Below are 18,792 nucleotides of genomic sequence, written 5' to 3' on the forward strand. Positions count from 1 at the left end.
TCACTGGTGTCCCGCTAACCTCCGTGTCGAACATCATCAAACACAAGAGTTCGCGGGCCATGTCATCGCAGCCACCTTCTACCCATATTGAGCATGAGTTCGCCGAGCGTTATGACCGCGAGCATGCGAAGGTTTGCCTGCAGGCTCAGCCCCAGGGGTTTGTTCGCAGGTTGGCGTTGTGGCGCGAGAAGCGTCTGGTTCGCCGTGCGCTGAAAGTGGCGGGGGAACCCGGGCTGGTCATGGACCTGGCCTGCGGTGCCGGGCGTTTCTGGCCTGTATTGGCCGAGCACGGCAATCGGGTGATCCTGGCCTCGGATTCGTCGCAAGACATGCTCAATCACGCCCAGACCCACCATCCAGCTAGCTTGCTGGCGCGCATCAAGCTGTTTCAGAGCTCGGTGTTCTCCATCGATATTTCCGAGAACGCGGTGGACTGCATTTTTTGCATGCAGCTGTTCCACCACGTGCGCGACAGTGACCATCGACTGGCCATTTTGCGTGAGCTGCACCGGGTCAGTCGCGACAGTCTGATCCTGTCAGTGCCACTTGGCCGTGGGGCAGAGCCGGTCAATGACCCGCAACGTATCGTGGTCAGCAGGGGCGAAATTGAAACTCAGTTCAAGCAGGCGGGTTTCAGCATCCTCAAGCAGTATGAAGTGCTGCCCGGTTTTGGCATGGGCAGCATCTATATCTTGCGCAAAGATACTTAGTTCAACGCTTTCAAGATCTCGTACGCGAACTCGACACGTGCGCTGTTCGGGTAGTTCTTGTTGGCCAGGATGACAATCGATTTTTGCTCTGACGGCACCACCACCGCGTACCCGCCAAAACCGTTGGTTGACCCGGTCTTGTTGATCCACACCGCCTGCTGTGGCGCCAGGGGCGGGTTGAGGGCGATGGCGTCGTTGTTCTCATAGGCCATTTTGTCCGAGTTGCCCACCAGCAGTGATTTGAGTTCGACAGGGTAAGGGTACTGCTCCCAGATCAAATCCTGAATCAAGGGGCCAACGCGATAGTAACCAACTCGGGTGTCAGCCAATGCCTGGCGAATGATGGGGCTGGCATCGCCCTGGCCCAGGCTCAGCTCGGTAAAGTGAATCAGGTCGCGGGCCGTGGTTTTCACGCCGTAGGCTTCGTTGCCCAGTACGCCAGGGTTGAGCCTGACGGGTTCATCCTGTTTGTTGTAGCCCTGGGCATACACCCCCATTTTGTCCGCGGGCACCGTCAGGTAGGTGCTTTTCAGGCCCAGTGCCGGGAACAGTTGCTGCTCCATTGCCTGGGTAAACGGCATATTCATGCTTTTGGCCGCAATCTGGCCGAGCATGCCAATGCTGGGGTTGGCATAGCTGCGCTGCGTGCCGGTCGGGTAAACCGGCTTCCAGTCTTTGAAATAGCTCATCAACTGGCTTTGGTTCTGCACGCTGTCAGGCAGCTGCAACGGGAATCCGCCAGCAGTGTGAGTGGCCAGATGGGTCAGCGTAATTTTGCCAAAGGGCGTGCCTTCGAGTTCAGGCTCGTATTTGGCAACGGTGTCGTTAAGTGATAGCTGGCCTTCGGCTTGGGCATAGGTGGCCAGGGTGGCGGTAAACACTTTGCTGATGGAGCCGACTTCAAAGAGAGTGTCCGGAGTCATGGGCTCTTTGGTGGCTTTTGACGCTACACCGAAGTTGTAAAAGTGTTGTTTGCCGTTAACGCTCACGGCGATAACCAGACCGGGTACTGCGTACTCTTGCATCACCTTTTGGGCACCGTCTTGCACAGCGGCATCCAGCGCGGGTTCAGGGTTTTGAGCCAGTGCAGCATTGGCAAAGGCACAAAGACCTACCATCGAGAGAGTCATTGCTGACAGTTTGCAGGATATTTTCATTGGAGTTTCCTCGGTTTTTATAGGGCGCAAATCTACTCGTGTCGTCACGATCCGGTCCTGTCGGCTTGTCACATAATGTGTTGTAACAAATCGTATGGGCGTGAAGTCAGGCAACCTACCGGTAATAACGGTAAGTAGATGCAGGTTTTTGACTTAACTTTTGTAGGTTTTTTCGCACACAACATGACGAGTCGATGTCCGGAAATACTTGAGGGCGATATATACTGCGCGCCATTCTTCAAGGGAGAGCCGTGTGGCCATCGATATTCACTGGATTCGCGACAACGATAGCCTCGGCCAACATTGCGCCGAATGGCAACAATTGCCGTTCGTAGCCCTCGACACCGAATTTATGCGGGTCGATACCTTTTACCCGATTGCCGGCCTGATCCAGATTGGCGACGGCACGCGGGCTTACCTGATTGACCCGTTGACCATCGACAACTGGCAGCCATTGGCTGACTTGCTGGAAAACACGTCGGTCGTCAAAGTCCTGCACGCGTGCAGCGAAGATCTTGAGGTGTTGCTGCGTCTGACCTCCAGCTTGCCGGTGCCTTTGTTCGACACCCAATTGGCAGCAGCCTACCTGAACCTTGGCTTCTCCATGGGTTATTCACGCCTGGTCAAGGAAGTGCTGGATATCGACCTGCCCAAGGGTGAAACCCGCTCCGACTGGCTGCAGCGTCCGCTGTCTGAAACCCAGATCAGCTATGCCGCAGAAGATGCCGTGCATCTGGCTGAAGTCTACAAGTTGCTGTTTCCACGCCTGTCTGACGAAAAATACAGCTGGGTGCTGGAAGATGGTGCCGAGCTTGTCGCCAACCTGCGCCGCGAAGTAGACCCTTACGAGGTGTACCGCGAAGCCAAGCTGGCCTGGAAACTCTCACGGGATCAGTTGGCTGTGTTGCGTGAAATTTGCGCCTGGCGCGAGCACGAAGCCCGTGCCCGGGATCTGCCGCGCAACCGTGTGATACGTGAGCACGCGTTATGGCCTCTGGCCAAGACGCAGCCCGACAATCTGGTCGCGCTGGCGCGGATCGAAGACATGCACCCGCGTACCGTGCGTCAGGATGGCGAGTTTTTGCTTGATCTGATCAAGCGTGCTGGCAGTCTACCGCCAGAGCAATGGCCGCCCGCCGTACCCGAGCCGTTACCGGTCGAGGCGGCGCTGCAGATCAAGCGTCTGCGTGCCATCGGCCAGGCCCAGGCCGAGCGTTTGAACATTGCGCCGGAACTGATGCTGCGCAAGAAAACCCTGGAAGCCCTGCTGAAAAGCGGCTTTCCCAATGGCCCTTACCAATTGCCGGAATCACTGCGCGGCTGGCGCCGTGAGCTGATGGGCCAGGCCTTGCTCGATTGCCTGGCCACCGCTGGAGAACAGTCTTGAAACGTATTTGCTCTATTTATCGCAGCACCAAACGCAACGAAATGTATCTTTATGTACTCAAGGCCGATGCCCTGGAGCGCGTGCCGGAACCCTTGCTGGCTGCCTTCGGCAAGCCATTCCATGCCTTTGACCTGGTACTGAGCCCTGAGCGTACCTTGTCGCGCGAGGACATTCACAAGGTGCTGGAAAACCTGGAGACCCAGGGCTACCACTTGCAAATGCCTCCGGCCGAAGACGAATATATCGAGCACTTGCCCGAAGAGCTGCTGCGTCGCAACGATCCGATGTAAGTGCAGCGCCAGGTGTCCGGTTCCGGGCACCTGTCTTAAACGAACTCATTAAGATTGGCGGTGGCCGAACGCTCCGAGGCAAACCTCGGCGACGGGTGCTGGCAGTGGTTTAGAAAGGTTAGAAACATGCGCATCCTGATCGCCGAGAAAGACTACCCGCTCTACACCCAACTTCTGCAACGCATCGCGCCGGATCTGGAGGTTCAGTCCAGCGGCGACTCCGAGCAACTGTCGCGCATGGCTGGCGAGTGCCAGGTGTGGCTGGGGCAGCCGGACCTGTTGGCGACCCTGTTGCGCCAGGGCCACACGCCGGACTGGCTGCAGTCGACCTGGGCGGGGATCACGCCGTTACTGGCGGAAGGTTTGCCCCGTTCATACCGTCTGACTCGCGCAGTGGGTATTTTTGGTCAGGTGATGGCTGAATACGTGTTGACTTACATGCTCGGTCACGAGCGCGAAGTCATGGCCCGCCTGGTCAGCCAGGTCGAGCGCAAGTGGGACAACCGCATGGGCCAGAGCCTGGTCGGGCGCAAGGTCTTGATCGTCGGGGCCGGCGACATTGGCCAGACCGTGGCTCAGTTTCTGTTGCCCTTTGGTGTTGAGTTGTATGCCATTGCCAGCACCGCCCGTGAACTGGCGCCGTTCAAGGAAGTGGGTGTGTTGAGCGACTTGCCGCGCATGGTCGGGCAGATGGATTACGTGATCAATCTGCTGCCCAATACCGCAGACACCCATGACGTCTACGATGCGTCGCTGTTTGCGCAGTTCAATCCCAATGCCGTGTTCATCAATGCCGGACGCGGCGTAGCGGTGGTGGATGCCGATTTGGTCGAGGCCTTGCGAGTGGGGCATCTGGCGGGCGCGGTGATTGATGTTTGCCGTCAGGAGCCATTGCCGGCCAAGCATCCGTTCTGGACTGCCTGGGGCTTGCTGCTGACAGGCCACAGCTCGGCACCCACCTCGCCACCGATGATGGTGCAGCTGTTTGTGGATAACTTGCGGGCGTTTCAGGCGGGTGAAGCACTGCGTGGCGAAGTGGATTTCGAACGCGGTTACTAAACCGGTAGTCGCTGCCGCAGGCTGCGAGCTTTTGATATTGAAAAGCTCGCAGCCTGCGGCAGCGACTACCAGGTTTGCACCAAGAGGTGCATTACAGGCTGAAATCGCCTTCAGCCACCAGCTTGCTCATTGGCTCGCGCTGGCTTGGCACTTCCTTGGCCTGCAGGTAATCCACCAGCGTCGACTTGTCGCCGATCTTGCCGATGGCAACCATCGCCTGCACTGCGTAACCCTCAGGGATTTTCAGCTCTGTGCGCGCCCGCTCGAAATCCAGGCCGCTCATGCCGTGGGTGTGCCAGCCGCTCAAGTGCGCTTGCAGCGCCAGATGGCCCCAGGCCGCGCCGGTGTCGAAGGCGTGGGTTGGCGCAGGCTTTTCTTCGGTGGTACCCGGTGCTCCAAAGGTGGTCTTGGACACAATCACCACCAGAGCGGCCGCATGCTTGGCCCAGCCTTGGTTGAACTCCACCAGCAGGCTCAGGTAGCGGTCAAAGTCCGGGGTGCCGCGCAGGGCAAACAAAAAACGCCAGGGTTGCGCGTTGTAGGCCGATGGCGCCCAGCGTGCCGCTTCGAAAAAGCTCATCAGGGTCGCTTTGTCGATGGTCGCGTCGGCAAAGGCGCGGGGCGACCAGCGCAGGGTAAATTGCTCGTCAATCGTGTGATCGGCTTTACGGCTGTTAGCAGGCATGGCGGTTTCCTGAGGTAAATGTTACGTATTAATTCAGGGCCTAAAACTACTGTGATGTCGTCAAGGTGACAAGTCTGACGACAAGCCCTTGGCCCCAAGGGCCTTGGGCACTAGACTGGCGGCCTTTTCCACTCCCTGATGTTGATGTTTGAGCCATGGCCGCAATCGTTGAACCGTTCTGGATCCGCAAAACCCTCGATCAACTTGATCAAGAGGAATGGGAGTCGCTGTGCGACGGCTGCGGGTTGTGCTGCTTGCAAAAGCTCGAAGATGAAGACGACAACAGCGTCTACTACACGCGCATTGCCTGCAAATTGCTTGATATGAAAACCTGCCAGTGCACCGACTACCCTAACCGTCGTGATTCGGTGCCGGACTGCATTCAGCTGTCGCCGGGCAAGGCCGAGGAATTCAAATGGCTGCCGCCGACCTGCGGCTATCGTCTGGTCAGCGAGCGCAAGGACTTGCCGCTCTGGCACCACCTGGTCTGCGGTGACCCGGACGCTGTACACCATGAACGCATTTCGCAGTCGGGGCGCATGCTTGCTGAAGGCAGCGTGCCTGAAGACGACTGGGAAGATCATCTGATTTTCCGCGCCGGTTAAGTGCCGCAGCGCAGCAAAGGAGTGTGTATGGCGCTGCATTACAAATGGCTACTGGGCCTGAGTCTGCTGCTGTTGCTGATCTGCGGCCCGCTGTGGGCCGGGCAAAAAGTCGATCTCAACTACCACGTGCGCCTGTTGCCGCAAAGCGACCAGGCCGAGGTGCGGTTGACCCTTGCTGAAGGTTCTGCGGTGCGCAGCCTGGATTTCGACCTCGGCGAGCAGGGCAGTTACACCGACTTCAAGGCCGACGGGCAGTGGCAACTTTCTGCCAAGAGCCGGGGGTTGTGGCGGCCCGCACCGGGCAGTGCCAGCCTGAGCTACCGCGTGCGGTTGAACCAGCCGCGCAAGAACGGCAGTTTTGATACGCGTATCACACCCGAGTGGGCCTTGTTTCGCGGCGAACAGTTGATCCCTCCTGCCAATCTCGACCAGCAGGATGGCGTTGAACTGGTGTCGCGACTTGAGTTCGAGTTGCCCAACGGCTGGAAAAGCGTCGAAACTGCCTGGCCGCGCATCGGCAAGAACCGCTTTCGCATCGATGATGTCTCGCGTCTGTTTGACCGGCCCAACGGCTGGATGCTGGCGGGTAACCTGGGCAGCCGTCGAACCACTGTGGGCGAAACCGAAGTCACGGTGAGTGCGCCTAAAGGTCAGGGCATGCGCCGCATGGATGTGCTGACCTTGCTGACGTTTGTGTGGCCGCAAGTCCAGGCGGTATTCCCGCGCAACCCGCCCAAGCTGCTGATAGTCGGCGCGGGCAGCCCAATGTGGAAGGGCGGTGCAGCGGCGCGCAACTCGATTTATCTCTACAGCGGCCTGCCGCTGGTCAGTGAGAACGGCACCAGCACCCTGTTGCGTGAAGTGGTGCAGGTGTTCAGCGGCATCAATGACGAGCCGGGCCATGACTGGATCGGCGAAGGCTTGAGCGAGTACTACGCCATTGAACTGATGCGTCGTGCAGGCGGCATGAGTGACGAGCGTTATCAGACCCTGCAACACAAGTTCAATGCCGCCGGCAAAAACGTCACCCGACTGCGCGGCCAGCAGGCAGGCCCGGCAATGGTTGCGCGGGCCGTGACGCTGTTGCAGTCGCTGGACCGCGAAATTCGCTTGCAGACCCACAATAAACGCTCCCTGGATGACGTCAGCCAGGCGCTGATGCGCATGGACAAGGTCAATACCGCGAGCTTTATCCAGTTGAGCGAAAGCGTGCTCGGCGGTCACTCCGAGGTGCTGGACACCCCACTGTTGCGCTAAGAGCCCTCCACCCACATCCGTAGCAGCTGCTACGGCAGGCATCCCTGCTTCTTTACGCCTTCTTTACGCCCCCGCATCCCTCTCGATCTCGATCCTTTACGCCCTCATTCCCCACACTCTCTCCATACGCGGCAAGTGCCGCTTTGGGAGAGTTGTCATGGGCGTTCTGGATGGGGTGTCGCTGCTGTTGGCAGTGTCGCTGTTCGTTTATCTGCTGGTTGCGCTGTTGCGCGCAGACCGGAACTAGGAGCGGGTATGCACAGTTATGACTATGGGCTGATCCTCGCCTTCTTTGCCCTGGTACTGTTACCGGCGCCGTGGCTGGGACGCTTTTACTACAAGGTAATGGAAGGCCAGCGTACCTGGCTGACCCCGGTGTTCGGGCCCGTCGAAAAGGTGTGCTACCGCATCGCCGGGGTAGACCCCGGCATCGAGCAAAGCTGGCAGAAATACACCCTGGCCCTGCTGGTCTTCAACCTGATGGGCTTTGTGCTGCTGTTTGCAATTGTGCTGTTTCAGCAGTATTTGCCCCTTAACCCGCAGCAGTTGCCGGGGCAGGAATGGACGCAAGCCTTCAACACTTCAGTGAGCTTTGTCACCAACACCAACTGGCAAAGCTACAGCGGTGAAGCCAGCCTCAGCTACTTCAGCCAGATGGCCGGTTTGACCGTGCAGAACTTTGTCAGCGCCGCCACCGGCCTGGCGGTACTGGTTGCACTGTGCCGTGGCATCAGCCGTCGCTCGGCCCATACCCTGGGCAACTTCTGGGTCGACATGACCCGTGCCACCCTCTACGGCTTGCTGCCGCTGTGTGTCGTGCTGGCGCTGTTTCTGGTCTGGCAGGGCGTGCCGCAAACATTTGCCCATTACGTCAATGCCGTCACCCAGCAGGGTGTGGATCAAGTCATCCCCCTGGGCCCGGCCGCCAGCCAGATCGCGATCAAGCAACTGGGCACCAACGGCGGTGGTTTCTTCGGCGTCAACTCGGCACATCCGTTCGAGAACCCGACGGCCTGGAGCAACCTGTTCGAGCTGGCCTCGATCATTCTGATCCCGGTGGCGCTGGTGTTCACCTTCGGCCACTACGTCAAGGATCTGCGCCAGAGCCGGGCGATTGTGGCCTGCATGCTGGCCTTGTTCCTGATCGGCGGCGGCACTGCGCTGTATGCCGAGTATCAGCCGAACCCGGCGCTCAACAGCCCGCTGGTTGAGCAGACGGCACCGCTGGAAGGCAAGGAAGTGCGCTTCGGCACAACCGGCACGGTGCTCTGGACCGAAACCACGACCTCGGCCTCCAATGGCTCGGTCAACGGCATGCACGACAGCCTCAACCCGCTGACCGGGATGGTGGCGCTGGTCAACATGATGGTCGGCGAAGTGATCTTCGGCGGCGTCGGTGCCGGGCTCTACGGCATGTTGCTCAACGTGTTGATCGCCGTGTTCCTCGCCGGCCTGATGATTGGCCGCACCCCTGAATACCTGGGCAAAAAGCTGCAAGCCAGGGAAGTCCAGCTGCTGGTGGTGACCTTGCTGGTGATGCCGGTGGGCGTGCTGGTACTGGGTTCGATTGCGGCCGTGCTGCCCAGTGCCGTGGCCTCGGTCAGCAACCCCGGGCCCCACGGTTTCAGTCAGGTGCTGTACGCCTTTACCTCGGCCAGTGCCAACAACGGTTCAGCCTTTGCCGGACTCAATGCCAACACGCCGTTCTACAACCTGATGCTGGGGCTGGGCATGTTGATCGGGCGCTTCGGTTACATCCTGCCGGTGCTGGCGTTGGCCGGTAGCCTGGCGCTGAAGAAGTCCGCACCCATTGGCCAGAACAGTTTTCCAACCCACGGCCCGCTGTTTGTAGCCCTGTTGACCGTGACCATTTTGCTGGTGGGCGGCTTGACCTTTCTGCCGACATTGGCCCTTGGCCCAATCGCTGAACAACTGACCCTGGGCTTCTAAGGAGACGATGATGACTATGCCTGCTCCTGTTTCAACGTTGACGCCAACCCCGGAGGCCAAGGCCCCCGAGTCGCCGAAAACTTCGTTTGCCGATATCTGGCGCCCGGCGCTGCTGCAAGCGTTCGTCAAGCTCGACCCGCGCCAGCTCAAGCGCTCGCCGGTGATGCTGGTGGTTGAACTGACTGCGATTTTCACCACGGTGCTGTGCTTTGTACCCGAGCCTGCGGTGCCCACCGGGGTGGCTGTGCAAATCGCCCTGTGGCTGTGGTTTACCGTGCTGTTCGCCAACTTTGCCGAAGCACTGGCCGAGGGGCGGGGCAAAGCCCGTGCCGATAGCCTCAAGGCTGGCAGCGTGGGCCTGAGTGCTCGTCGTCGGACCCCTGCGGGAAGTTTCGAGGTCGTACCGGCCACCCGTTTGCGCAAGGGCGATGTGGTGCGCGTCGAAGCGGGGGAGATGATCCCTGGCGACGGCGAGGTGATTGCGGGGATTGCCGCGGTCAACGAAGCGGCAATCACCGGCGAATCGGCGCCGGTGATCCGCGAGTCGGGAGGAGATCGCTCGGCAGTGACCGGCAACACGCGTCTGGTCAGTGACTGGCTGCTGGTGCAAATCAGCGCCAACCCCGGCGAGTCGACCCTGGACCGCATGATTGCGCTGGTCGAAGGCGCCAAACGCCAGAAAACCCCCAACGAAGTGGCCCTGGATATCCTGCTGATCGGCTTGACCCTGATCTTTCTGATCGTGGTCGTGACCTTGCAGCCGTTTGCCTACTTTGCCGGTGGCAGCTTGCCGCTGGTGTTTCTGGTGGCGCTGCTGGTCACGCTGATCCCGACCACCATCGGGGGGCTGCTGTCGGCGATCGGGATTGCCGGCATGGACCGCCTGGTACGCCTCAACGTGATCGCCAAGTCCGGTCGCGCCGTGGAAGCGGCCGGTGATGTGCATGTGCTGATGCTCGACAAGACCGGCACCATCACCTTCGGCAACCGTCGTTGCACGGCCTTGTATGCCACCCCTGGCGTGACGGCCAGGGAGCTGGCAGAGGGCGCGTTGCGCGCTTCGTTGGCGGACGAGACGGCCGAGGGCAAGTCCATCGTCGAGTTTATTCGGGGCCAGCACAGCCTGGACGAGCTGCCGGTGTCCGATTTCACGGCGGTGCCGTTCACGGCCGAAACCCGTCTGTCGGGGATCGATTACAACGGCCAGGTGTACCGCAAAGGGGCTGTGGATTCGGTGCTGGCGTTTGTCGGCCTCACACGGGGCGAACTGTTGCCGGCCCTGTCGCGGGAAATCGACAAGATCGCCCAGAGCGGCGGCACCCCGTTGCTGGTCTGTGCCCAGGGCAAGTTGCTGGGTGCGATCCATCTCAAGGACGTGGTGAAACCGGGGATTCGCGAGCGCTTCGCCGAGTTGCGCAAGCTGGGGATCCGCACCGTGATGGTGACGGGCGACAACCCGCTGACCGCGGCTGCGATTGCCGCTGAAGCGGGGGTGGATGATGTGCTGGCTGAGGCCACGCCGGAGAAAAAACTGGCACGCATTCGTCATGAACAGAATGACGGGCGACTGGTGGCCATGTGCGGTGACGGTGCCAACGACGCCCCGGCCCTGGCCCAGGCAGACGTGGGCATGGCCATGAACGACGGTACCCAGGCTGCACGGGAAGCCGCGAACATGGTCGATCTGGACAGCGATCCGACCAAGCTGCTGGATGTGGTGCAAATCGGCAAAGAGTTGCTGGTGACCCGTGGCGCGCTGACCACGTTCTCGATCGCCAACGACGTGGCCAAGTACTTTGCGATCCTGCCTGCGCTGTTTGCTTCGATCTACCCGCAGCTGGGCGTGTTGAACGTGATGGGCCTGAGCAGCCCGCAAAGCGCAATTGTGTCGGCCATCGTGTTCAACGCGCTGATCATCGTGGTGCTGATCCCGCTGGCATTGCGTGGGGTGCGCGTTCAGGCGGCCAGTGCCGCGCACTTGCTGCGTCGCAACTTGCTGATCTATGGCGTGGGCGGGCTGGTGGTGCCGTTTGTGGGCATCAAGCTGATCGACATGCTGCTCACGGCGCTGCATCTGGTTTAAGCATTGGAGGGTTACACCATGACTACTTTTCTACGTCCGGCCCTGAGCCTGATGCTGTTGATGACCGCCATAACCGGCGTGATCTACCCGCTGACCGTCACCGGCATTGCGCAACTGGCGTTCCCCGAGCAGGCCAACGGCAGCCTGGTGCGCGACAGCGCCGGCAAGGTGCTGGGGTCGGCGCTGATCGCTCAGGACTTCAGCGGTGACACCTGGTTTCACCCGCGACCATCGGCGGGGGCTTATGCCACCGTGGCCAGTTCGGCCAGCAATCTGGCGCCGAGCAACCCGACACTGGCCACACGGGTCAAGGACAGCGCCGCCCAGCTCGCCGTGCCGGGGCAGGGCCCGGTGCCCCTGGCGTTGCTGACCACCTCGGGCAGCGGGCTGGACCCGCACTTGCCACCAGAGGCAATACGCTATCAACTGGCCCGTGTAGCTGGCGCGCGCAATGTGCCGGTGCAGGCCGTCGAGCAGTTGGTGGCTGAACATACCGAACGGCCACTGGTGGGGCCGCCGGTGGTCAACGTATTGCTGTTGAATCAGGCGTTGGCGCAGCTCAAGAACTGACACCTTCATGTGTGGGAGCGGGCTTGCTCGCGATGGCAGCACTGCGGTTTATCTGACGACCGCATCGTTTGCATCGCGAGCAAGCCCGCTCCCACAGGTCACATACACACACCCGATTTACAGGTAAACCCATGAGTCATTCCGGTCGCGCCGATGCGCTGTTAGCTGATTTGCCCCGCGCAGGCCGTGGCCGGCTCAAGGTGTTCCTTGGCGCGGCACCCGGTGTGGGTAAAACCTACGCCATGTTGCAAGCCGCCCACACTCAACTGCGCCAAGGGGTCCAGGTGCTGGCCGGGGTCGTCGAAACCCACGGCCGCGCCGAGACCGAGGCGTTGCTCAACGGCGTGCCCCAGCAGCCCATGCTGCGCTCGGAATATCGTGGCGTGCAGCTCGAAGAAATGGACCTCGACGGTCTGCTCGCCGCCCGGCCCAAGCTGGTGCTGGTCGATGAGCTGGCCCACAGCAACGCCCCCGGCAGCCGCCATGCCAAACGCTGGCAGGACGTGCAGGAACTGCTGGCGGCCGGGATCGACGTGTACACCACGGTCAACGTCCAGCATCTGGAAAGCCTGAACGATCAGGTGCGCGGGATCACCGGGGTGCAGGTGCGCGAAACACTGCCCGACTGGATCGTGCAGGAAGCCTATGAGCTGTTGCTGATCGACCTGCCGCCCCGTGAACTGCTGGAGCGCCTGCGCGAGGGCAAGGTGTATGTGCCGGAACAGGCGCGGGCGGCGATTGATGCGTTTTTCAGTCAGACCAATCTCAACGCCCTGCGCGAACTGGCGATGCAAACGGCGGCGGTGTACGTCGATGATGAACTGGACAAGGGCTATCGCCAGCAGGGGCAGTCGGCCCCGGCGTTGCGCGGGCGCTTGCTGGTCGGGATCGATGGCGATGAGCATGCCGAGCGCCTGGTGCGTCACGCCAGCCGGGTCGCGGAACGTCGGCATCTGCCCTGGAGCCTGGTGCATGTGGACAACGGCACGGTGCGCGACGAGCAATCACGCCTGCGCCTGCAAAGCGCCCAGCAACTGGCCGAGCGCCTGGGGGGCGAAGTGGTCTTGCTGCGTGCCGGTGAAGTGGCCAGGACCCTGATCCAGCACGCCGCTGAACGCCGTGCCAGCTTGCTGCTGGTCGGCCAGTCGCGGCTGACGTGGCGCCGACGCCTGTTCGGTGGCGGGTTGGCGGCGCGCTTGTTGCGCGACTCCCATGGCCTTGAAATCAACGTGCTCGACAATGAGCAATCGCCCGCACCGACCGTCAGCCGTCGTGAACATTCGCTGGTGTGGTTTGACTATGGGCTGGCGCTGATTGCCACGGTACTGGCCAGCGCCCTGGCCTGGGGGGTGGCCAGTGTGTTGGCCCTGCCCAATATCTCCCTGGTGTTTCTGGCCGCTGTGTTGCTGGTTGCCGTGCGCAGCAGCCTGGGGCCGTCGCTGGCCTGTGCGGCGATGTCATTTCTGGCCTATGACTTTCTGTTCATCCCGCCCAACTTTTCTTTCAGCATTCAGCGCGAAGAAGACGTGCTCACCCTGGTGTTCTTTCTGCTGATGGCGGCATTGACCGGCAATCTTGCGGCCCGTCAGCGTCGTCAATTGCAGGCCTTGCGCGATACCCAGCAAGAAACCACCGAGCTGCTCGATCTGTCGCGCAAGCTCACCGCCGCCACCGACCGCAAGGCCGTGGTCAACGCTGCCAGTCAGCATTTGAGCGGCTGGAAAGAACTGGATGTGTGCCTGCTCAACCGCAATGGCGAGGGTGGCTGGGAGATTGAAACGGGCGGGCCGCTGCAGTTTTCCGAAGCCGAGCGCGCCGCTGCGGACTGGGCCTGGAGCCATGACCAGCCCGCGGGCAAGGGCACGGGGACGTTGCCGATGGGGCGTTGGTGGTGGTGGCCGATAAGCGCCGAGGAAGGGCCGCTGGCCTTGCTCGGCGTGTGCCCCAGGCAGGGGCAGTCGCTTAGCGGCCAGCGCCGTCGCTTGCTGATGGCTTTGAGCCAACCCCTGGCCCAGGCGCTGGCGCGCGCACGGTTGGCCCAGGACCTGGAAGCGGCACGCCTGCACGGCGAAACCGAGCAGTTGCGCAGCGCGCTGCTGGCGTCGGTGTCCCATGACCTGCGCACGCCGCTGACCAGCATGCGCGGCAGTATCGACACCCTGTTGGCACTGGGCGAGGCCATCCCCCTGGCCGATCGGCGCGAATTGCTTGAAGGCACCCGCGATGAGGCGGAGCGCCTGGACCGCTATATTCAGAACCTGCTGGACATGACCCGGCTGGGCCACGGTGCATTGAAGCTGGCCCGTGACTGGGTATCGCCCGCCGACATTGCGGGCAGTGCCCTGAACCGCTTGCGTGCGGTGCTGGCGCCCTTGCAGGTGCAGGTGGATGTGCCGCCGCAATTGCCGCTGCTCCACGTCCACGGTGCATTGATTGAACAGGCACTGGTCAATGTGCTGGAAAACGCCGCGCGCTTTTCACCGCCCCACGGCCAGCTGCAACTGACGGCTGGCGCAGACGAGGGTGAGCTGTGGTTTGCCGTCAGTGACCAGGGGCCAGGCATCCCGGAGGAAGATCGGGCGAAGATATTCGACATGTTTTACACCGCTGCCCGTGGCGATCGCGGCGGACAGGGCACCGGGCTCGGCCTGGCCATCTGCCAGGGCATGGTAGGCGCCCACGGCGGGCGTATCACGGTCGGCGACGGCATTGCCGGGCAGGGCACGTGCATCACCTTGTATCTGCCGGTCAGCACTCAGCCGGGCCTTGAGCATGAAGGACCGGAACGTGAAGACTGATACTCTGGGGCCATTCCTTTGCCACGATCCGAAGCCATGAGCCAGAGCGCGACTATTTTGGTCATCGATGATGAGCCGCAGATTCGCAAGTTCCTGCGGATCAGTCTGGTATCCCAGGGCTACACCGTGCTTGAGGCTGCGACCGGCGCCGAGGGCCTGAGCCAGGCGGCCCTCAAGCGACCCGACGTGATGGTGCTTGATCTTGGCTTGCCGGACATGGACGGCCAGCAGGTACTGCGTGAGCTGCGCGAGTGGTCCGGCATTCCGGTACTGGTTCTGTCGGTGCGCGCCAGTGAAGCGCAGAAAGTCCAGGCGCTGGACGGCGGGGCCAACGATTACGTGACCAAGCCCTTCGGTATCCAGGAGTTTCTGGCGCGGATTCGTGCGTTGCTGCGTCAGGCACCCGCGGGTGAGGCTCAGGAGGCGGCGCTTGAACTCGGCCCGTTGACCGTTGACCTGGCCTTTCGCCGGGTGTTGCTCGACGGTGTCGAAGTGGCGCTGACGCGCAAGGAGTACGCGGTGCTGGCCCAACTGGCGCGCCATCCCGGACGGGTCATTACCCAGCAGCAATTGCTCAAGGATATCTGGGGCCCTACCCATGTCGAGAACAGCCATTACCTGCGGATCGTTGTCGGCCATTTGCGCCAGAAACTGGCGGATGACCCGACCCGGCCCCGGTTTATCGTGACCGAGGCCGGGGTCGGTTATCGGTTGTTGGACGCCTCGTCCCTTTCGTAACGGTCCAGGGTGTCCCTGGCAATCATGCGCCCCAATGCGATCAGCTCCTGAGCCTTGTAGAACTCGAAAAACCGGCACACCCGCTTGGGCACGTTGATCAGGATATCGGGCGGGTAACCGGCAATCTTGTATTGCGCCAGTGAGGTTTGCATCACCTCGAAACTCTGGTTGATCAAGTCCAGCAGCGAAGCCGGGCCGACGTTGTCGACGATCACCGATCCGGTGGCCGACTTGGGCGAGCCTTGGGCGGCGGCAGGGCGGGCAGGTTGCGCCGAGTCGAGCCAGGGATTGGTCAGGGGCTCGACCAGCGGGTTGAGCATCTCCTGTTCCAGATTGAGCAATTGCTCGGCGTGCCTGTTGCGAAACGGCATGCGCGAACCCAGGGACGTCATCAGGTTGTCAAAGCGCCCTTTGAACGCGGCAGGGCGCTGGATGACAGGCAGTTGGTAGTTGCTGGGATGGGATGAATTCAGGTTGACGGCGATGATCAGGTCGCAATGGCTGGAGACCACCGGCACGATAGGGAGCGGGTTGAGCAGGCTGCCATCGACCAGCATGCGGTTGCCTTGCATCACCGGGGTGAACAGGCTGGGAATCGCCGCCGAGGCGCGCATGGCCTGGTGCAGGCAGCCTTCCTGAAACCAGATCTCCTGCTGATGGGTGAGGTCGGTGGCGACGGCGGTGTAGGGGATGCGCAGGTCTTCGATATTGATTTCGCCGACCATGTTGCGGATCTGGCCGAAGACTTTTTCGCCACGAATCGCTCCCAGTCGAAAGCTGACATCCACCAGACGCAACACGTCGAGGTAATCCAGGCTTTGAATCCAGTCGCGATACACATCAAGTTTGCCTGCGGCGTAGATCCCGCCCACCACCGCGCCCATGGAGCAACCGGCGATGCAGGCAATGTCATAGCCCCGGCTCTCAAGCTCTTCAATCACGCCAATATGGGCATAGCCCCGTGCGCCACCTGAGCCCAATACCAATGCAATACGTTTTTTCATGAGCCCAACCTTTGCCTGACAATGACCCACAATGCCTTTTTGTGGCCCTGAGTGACAGCTTTTGGCATGAACGCGTATCTACAAGCTAGGCTAGTGCCTTGTAGCCATGATGGGTAGGCGCTGTCTGTTTTTTGATTGTGGCGTTGTGGCACTTTTAGGCGGGTTGTTCGTCTGAGAGTGCACTGAACCTTTATTCCTGAGGAAAACAACATGAAAGCATGGATTTGTGTGCCGTTGATTGCACTGGCATTGGCAGGTTGTGCGGGCACCAAGGCGTACCGTGATACGTGTGCGACCAACCTTGATGCGGCCTGGCATGAGCTGGACCTGGCCAAGGCGGAAGGTTTTGCCGGTACTGTCAGCTACTCCAAGGCCTTGTCCTTGCTGACCGCAGCCAAAACCCAGCAGCAATTCGAAGCCTTTGAGGGTTGCACCAAAAAAGCCGAGAAGGCACGTTTCTATATTCGTGAATCCCGCGCCGGACGTTGAGCCGGCGCAGTGAAGGTGGAGGGTGAGGATGTCTGAGCTGGTTGACCGGATTGTTGCAAACGTTGTGCGCCTGGAGGTCAGGCTGCTGGCCTGCCAGGCGCGTCTTGAAGCCGACACGGACCCTGAGGCCCTGCATGATCTGCGCACTACGGTTCGCCGTTTGCGCAGCCTGCTGCGGCCATTGCGCGGGTTGCCGGGCGTGGTGCAACTGGAAATGTCGGCGGCCCAGGTGGGCACATTGACGACCCCCTTGCGCGACCTTGAAGTGCTGGCGGCGCACTTGCAGCAGCAGGGCTTCCCGACTCAGGCACAACGGCGCCTGCAACAGTTGTCCGGCAGTTACGCCCGGGTGGCTGACAGCGAGCAGCTGGCTCAGCTGTTGATGATCCTTGATGTGTTTCCGCGCTTTCTGCGGGCCGCCGAGCGTGAAAACATGCTGCGCGGTTTGCGTAAGCGGATCGAAAAGGTGCTGGAAAAACAGTGGCAAACCCTGGAGGCCGCCCTCAATGATCCGGGCCATGACCGCCATCGTGTCAGGTTGTTGATCAAGCGCGTGCGCTACGCCGCAGAGGCTTACCCTGAGTTGAATCAGTTACCGCCTCTGGTGGTGACGCGACTCAAGGGCGCGCAACAGGCCCTGGGTGAGTGGCACGATGCCTGGCAGTGGTTGTTGCAAGCCGAGCAGCAGGCCGATTTGCAGCCCTGTGTTGCTCAATGGCAGGCAACCCTTGAGCGGGGTGAAAAACGGGCTGACAAGGCGCTGATCAAATTGAGTGCGGCGTGCTTTCACTCCTGATATTTGTCCGATTCAGCACTGTGCAGAGTCAGATCGATGGGTAGTATCCCGTCATATTTTTCTGTTTTGAGGTGCTCATGCAGTTTTGCGAATTGGTTGCGGCGGTGCGCAATACGCCCCTGAACGTCACAATCCCGGCAGACTGGGGGCAGGGACGTGCCAGCTTCGGCGGATTGGTGGTGGCCTTGCAGTACGAAGCCATGCGCGCCCATGTGTCTGTCGAGCGGGCCTTGCGCTCGCTGGCAGTGAGCTTTGTGGGCCCGGTTGCCGCCGATGTGCCGATCAGCTTTGAGGTCGAGGTGTTGCGCGAAGGCCGGGCCGTCAGCCAGGTAGTGGGCCGCGCCGTGCAGAACGGTCAAGTGATGACGCTGGTGCAAGCCAGTTTTGGCGCGTCGAGGGAATCAGCGGTGAGCGTCGACAGCGTGCCGGCCCCGGAAATGAAAGCGGTGGCGCAGTGCCCGCTCTTGCCCTACATCAAGGGCATCACCCCGGAGTTCATGGGGCACCTGTCCATGGCCTGGGCCGTTGGTGCATTGCCGTTTACGGGCCGCGGGACGCGAGAAATGGGGGGTTGGGTGCGTCTTGCCGGGGAGGTTCAGGATGAACCCCTGACTGAAACCCACTTGCTGGCACTGGTCGATGCCTGGCCACCTGCGCTGCTGCCACTGCTGAACAAGCCGACAGCGGGCAGCACGCTGACCTGGACCATCGAATTTGTGCAGCCATTGCCCAAGGCCAGCACGCTGGAGTGGTGCAAGTACCTGGCGGTCATCGAGCATGCCCGTGACGGCTACGGCCATGTGGCGGCCAACCTGTGGGCGCCGGGTGGCGAGCTGATTGCAATCAGTCGCCAGACCGTAGCCGTTTTCGGCTGATCAAAAGGTCTGGCTGTTCTCTTGCGTGCGGCCCTGGTGTTGCAGGATCAGCGCCGCAAACAAGGCCACCAGGCCGATCACCGCGCTCGTGGCGTTTTCACTGAACACGCCCGACACCAGCAGTAGAAAGGCCACCACCATAATGGGGATCGCGATCAGGTTGATGGCCTGATGCGTGCTGCCCTGATGGCTTTGTGGGTTCGAGCGCCATTGCCAGGCCGGTAAGTTTGGATGACGTTTGCCCATGATTGCTCTCCTTGTTCGAGGGTTCAGTTGTCGCTGAACCGGATAAACAAATCATAGATTTATGGCCGCCCCACGGCGAATCAACAATGGCTA

At 61.0% G+C, this 18,792-nt stretch carries 19 protein-coding genes; 15 read left to right on the forward strand and 4 right to left on the reverse strand.

All coding sequences use genetic code 11. From position 1 onward, the window contains the following. The first annotated feature begins 59 nt into the window (after positions 1-59). Positions 60-710: a class I SAM-dependent methyltransferase gene (locus AC19YQ_RS03770; RefSeq protein WP_500594612.1), complete on the forward strand. Its 651-nt coding sequence runs from the start codon at positions 60-62 to the stop codon at positions 708-710. Here AC19YQ_RS03770 and ampC read toward each other — a convergent pair. After that, positions 707-1,867 carry a class C beta-lactamase gene (gene ampC, locus AC19YQ_RS03775; RefSeq protein ID WP_500594613.1) on the reverse strand — a complete coding sequence of 387 codons (1,161 nt, stop codon included), beginning with the start codon at positions 1,865-1,867 and terminating at the stop codon, positions 707-709. The two genes, AC19YQ_RS03770 and ampC, sit on opposite strands and share 4 nt — an antisense overlap. 253 nt (positions 1,868-2,120) lie before the next feature. On the opposite strand from ampC, the gene rnd reads away from it, so the two are divergent. The 3 genes from rnd (at position 2,121) to AC19YQ_RS03790 (ending at position 4,603) form a co-directional block, all read left to right on the forward strand. Then, a complete protein-coding gene (rnd, locus tag AC19YQ_RS03780) occupies positions 2,121-3,254 on the forward strand; it encodes a ribonuclease D (RefSeq protein WP_219262456.1) in 1,134 nt (377 codons plus the stop codon). Further along, positions 3,251-3,544: a YcgL domain-containing protein gene (locus AC19YQ_RS03785; protein WP_133079337.1), complete on the forward strand. Its 294-nt coding sequence runs from the start codon at positions 3,251-3,253 to the stop codon at positions 3,542-3,544. Before rnd ends, AC19YQ_RS03785 begins: the two co-directional genes overlap by 4 nt. Before the next feature lie 126 nt (positions 3,545-3,670). Further along, positions 3,671-4,603: a D-2-hydroxyacid dehydrogenase gene (locus AC19YQ_RS03790; RefSeq protein ID WP_339474256.1), complete on the forward strand. Its 933-nt coding sequence runs from the start codon at positions 3,671-3,673 to the stop codon at positions 4,601-4,603. Positions 4,604-4,694: 91 nt separating this feature from the next. On the opposite strand, the gene AC19YQ_RS03795 is transcribed toward AC19YQ_RS03790, so the two are convergent. Next, positions 4,695-5,288 carry a nitroreductase family protein gene (locus AC19YQ_RS03795; RefSeq protein WP_500594614.1) on the reverse strand — a complete coding sequence of 198 codons (594 nt, stop codon included), beginning with the start codon at positions 5,286-5,288 and terminating at the stop codon, positions 4,695-4,697. Between the two features lie 155 nt (positions 5,289-5,443). On the opposite strand from AC19YQ_RS03795, the gene AC19YQ_RS03800 reads away from it, so the two are divergent. The 8 genes from AC19YQ_RS03800 to AC19YQ_RS03835 all read left to right on the forward strand — a co-directional run bounded on the left by AC19YQ_RS03800 (position 5,444) and on the right by AC19YQ_RS03835 (position 15,289). Continuing rightward, positions 5,444-5,893, forward strand: a complete 450-nt coding sequence (locus tag AC19YQ_RS03800) for a YcgN family cysteine cluster protein (RefSeq protein WP_133079340.1) — start codon at positions 5,444-5,446, stop codon at positions 5,891-5,893. 27 nt (positions 5,894-5,920) lie between these two features. Further along, positions 5,921-7,150: a hypothetical protein gene (locus AC19YQ_RS03805; protein ID WP_500594615.1), complete on the forward strand. Its 1,230-nt coding sequence runs from the start codon at positions 5,921-5,923 to the stop codon at positions 7,148-7,150. 157 nt (positions 7,151-7,307) lie between these two features. Then, on the forward strand, positions 7,308-7,397 hold the full coding sequence (kdpF, locus tag AC19YQ_RS03810; protein ID WP_037032648.1) for a K(+)-transporting ATPase subunit F: 90 nt from the start codon (positions 7,308-7,310) through the stop codon (positions 7,395-7,397). An 8-nt stretch (positions 7,398-7,405) separates the two neighbouring features. Next, positions 7,406-9,100: a potassium-transporting ATPase subunit KdpA gene (gene kdpA, locus AC19YQ_RS03815; RefSeq protein WP_500594616.1), complete on the forward strand. Its 1,695-nt coding sequence runs from the start codon at positions 7,406-7,408 to the stop codon at positions 9,098-9,100. Positions 9,101-9,110: 10 nt separating this feature from the next. Then, a complete protein-coding gene (gene kdpB, locus AC19YQ_RS03820; RefSeq protein WP_133079343.1) occupies positions 9,111-11,183 on the forward strand; it encodes a potassium-transporting ATPase subunit KdpB in 2,073 nt (690 codons plus the stop codon). A gap of 18 nt (positions 11,184-11,201) precedes the next feature. Next, complete coding sequence (kdpC, locus tag AC19YQ_RS03825; protein ID WP_500594617.1) at positions 11,202-11,753, forward strand: potassium-transporting ATPase subunit KdpC; 552 nt, start codon at positions 11,202-11,204, stop codon at positions 11,751-11,753. Positions 11,754-11,884: 131 nt separating this feature from the next. Continuing rightward, entirely contained in the window at positions 11,885-14,551 is a 2,667-nt protein-coding gene (locus tag AC19YQ_RS03830; protein WP_500594618.1) for a DUF4118 domain-containing protein, read from the forward strand. A 36-nt stretch (positions 14,552-14,587) separates the two neighbouring features. After that, positions 14,588-15,289, forward strand: coding sequence for a response regulator (locus AC19YQ_RS03835; RefSeq protein ID WP_133079346.1), 702 nt, complete (start codon positions 14,588-14,590; stop codon positions 15,287-15,289). On the opposite strand, the gene AC19YQ_RS03840 is transcribed toward AC19YQ_RS03835, so the two are convergent. Continuing rightward, positions 15,256-16,293: a patatin-like phospholipase family protein gene (locus AC19YQ_RS03840; protein ID WP_219261602.1), complete on the reverse strand. Its 1,038-nt coding sequence runs from the start codon at positions 16,291-16,293 to the stop codon at positions 15,256-15,258. The two genes, AC19YQ_RS03835 and AC19YQ_RS03840, sit on opposite strands and share 34 nt — an antisense overlap. 210 nt (positions 16,294-16,503) lie before the next feature. On the opposite strand from AC19YQ_RS03840, the gene AC19YQ_RS03845 reads away from it, so the two are divergent. The 3 genes from AC19YQ_RS03845 to AC19YQ_RS03855 all read left to right on the forward strand — a co-directional run bounded on the left by AC19YQ_RS03845 (position 16,504) and on the right by AC19YQ_RS03855 (position 18,453). After that, complete coding sequence (locus AC19YQ_RS03845; protein WP_016780105.1) at positions 16,504-16,782, forward strand: hypothetical protein; 279 nt, start codon at positions 16,504-16,506, stop codon at positions 16,780-16,782. A gap of 28 nt (positions 16,783-16,810) precedes the next feature. Then, a complete protein-coding gene (locus tag AC19YQ_RS03850; RefSeq protein ID WP_133079348.1) occupies positions 16,811-17,578 on the forward strand; it encodes a CHAD domain-containing protein in 768 nt (255 codons plus the stop codon). 77 nt (positions 17,579-17,655) lie between these two features. Then, positions 17,656-18,453 (forward strand): acyl-CoA thioesterase, encoded by a 798-nt coding sequence (locus tag AC19YQ_RS03855; protein WP_339474249.1) that lies wholly within the window; start codon positions 17,656-17,658, stop codon positions 18,451-18,453. On the opposite strand, the gene AC19YQ_RS03860 is transcribed toward AC19YQ_RS03855, so the two are convergent. After that, positions 18,454-18,699, reverse strand: a complete 246-nt coding sequence (locus AC19YQ_RS03860; RefSeq protein WP_219261600.1) for a terminase — start codon at positions 18,697-18,699, stop codon at positions 18,454-18,456. It lies immediately after the preceding gene. Positions 18,700-18,792: the final 93 nt, after the last annotated feature.

The sequence above is a fragment of the Pseudomonas sp. MF06569 genome, from assembly GCF_059862735.1.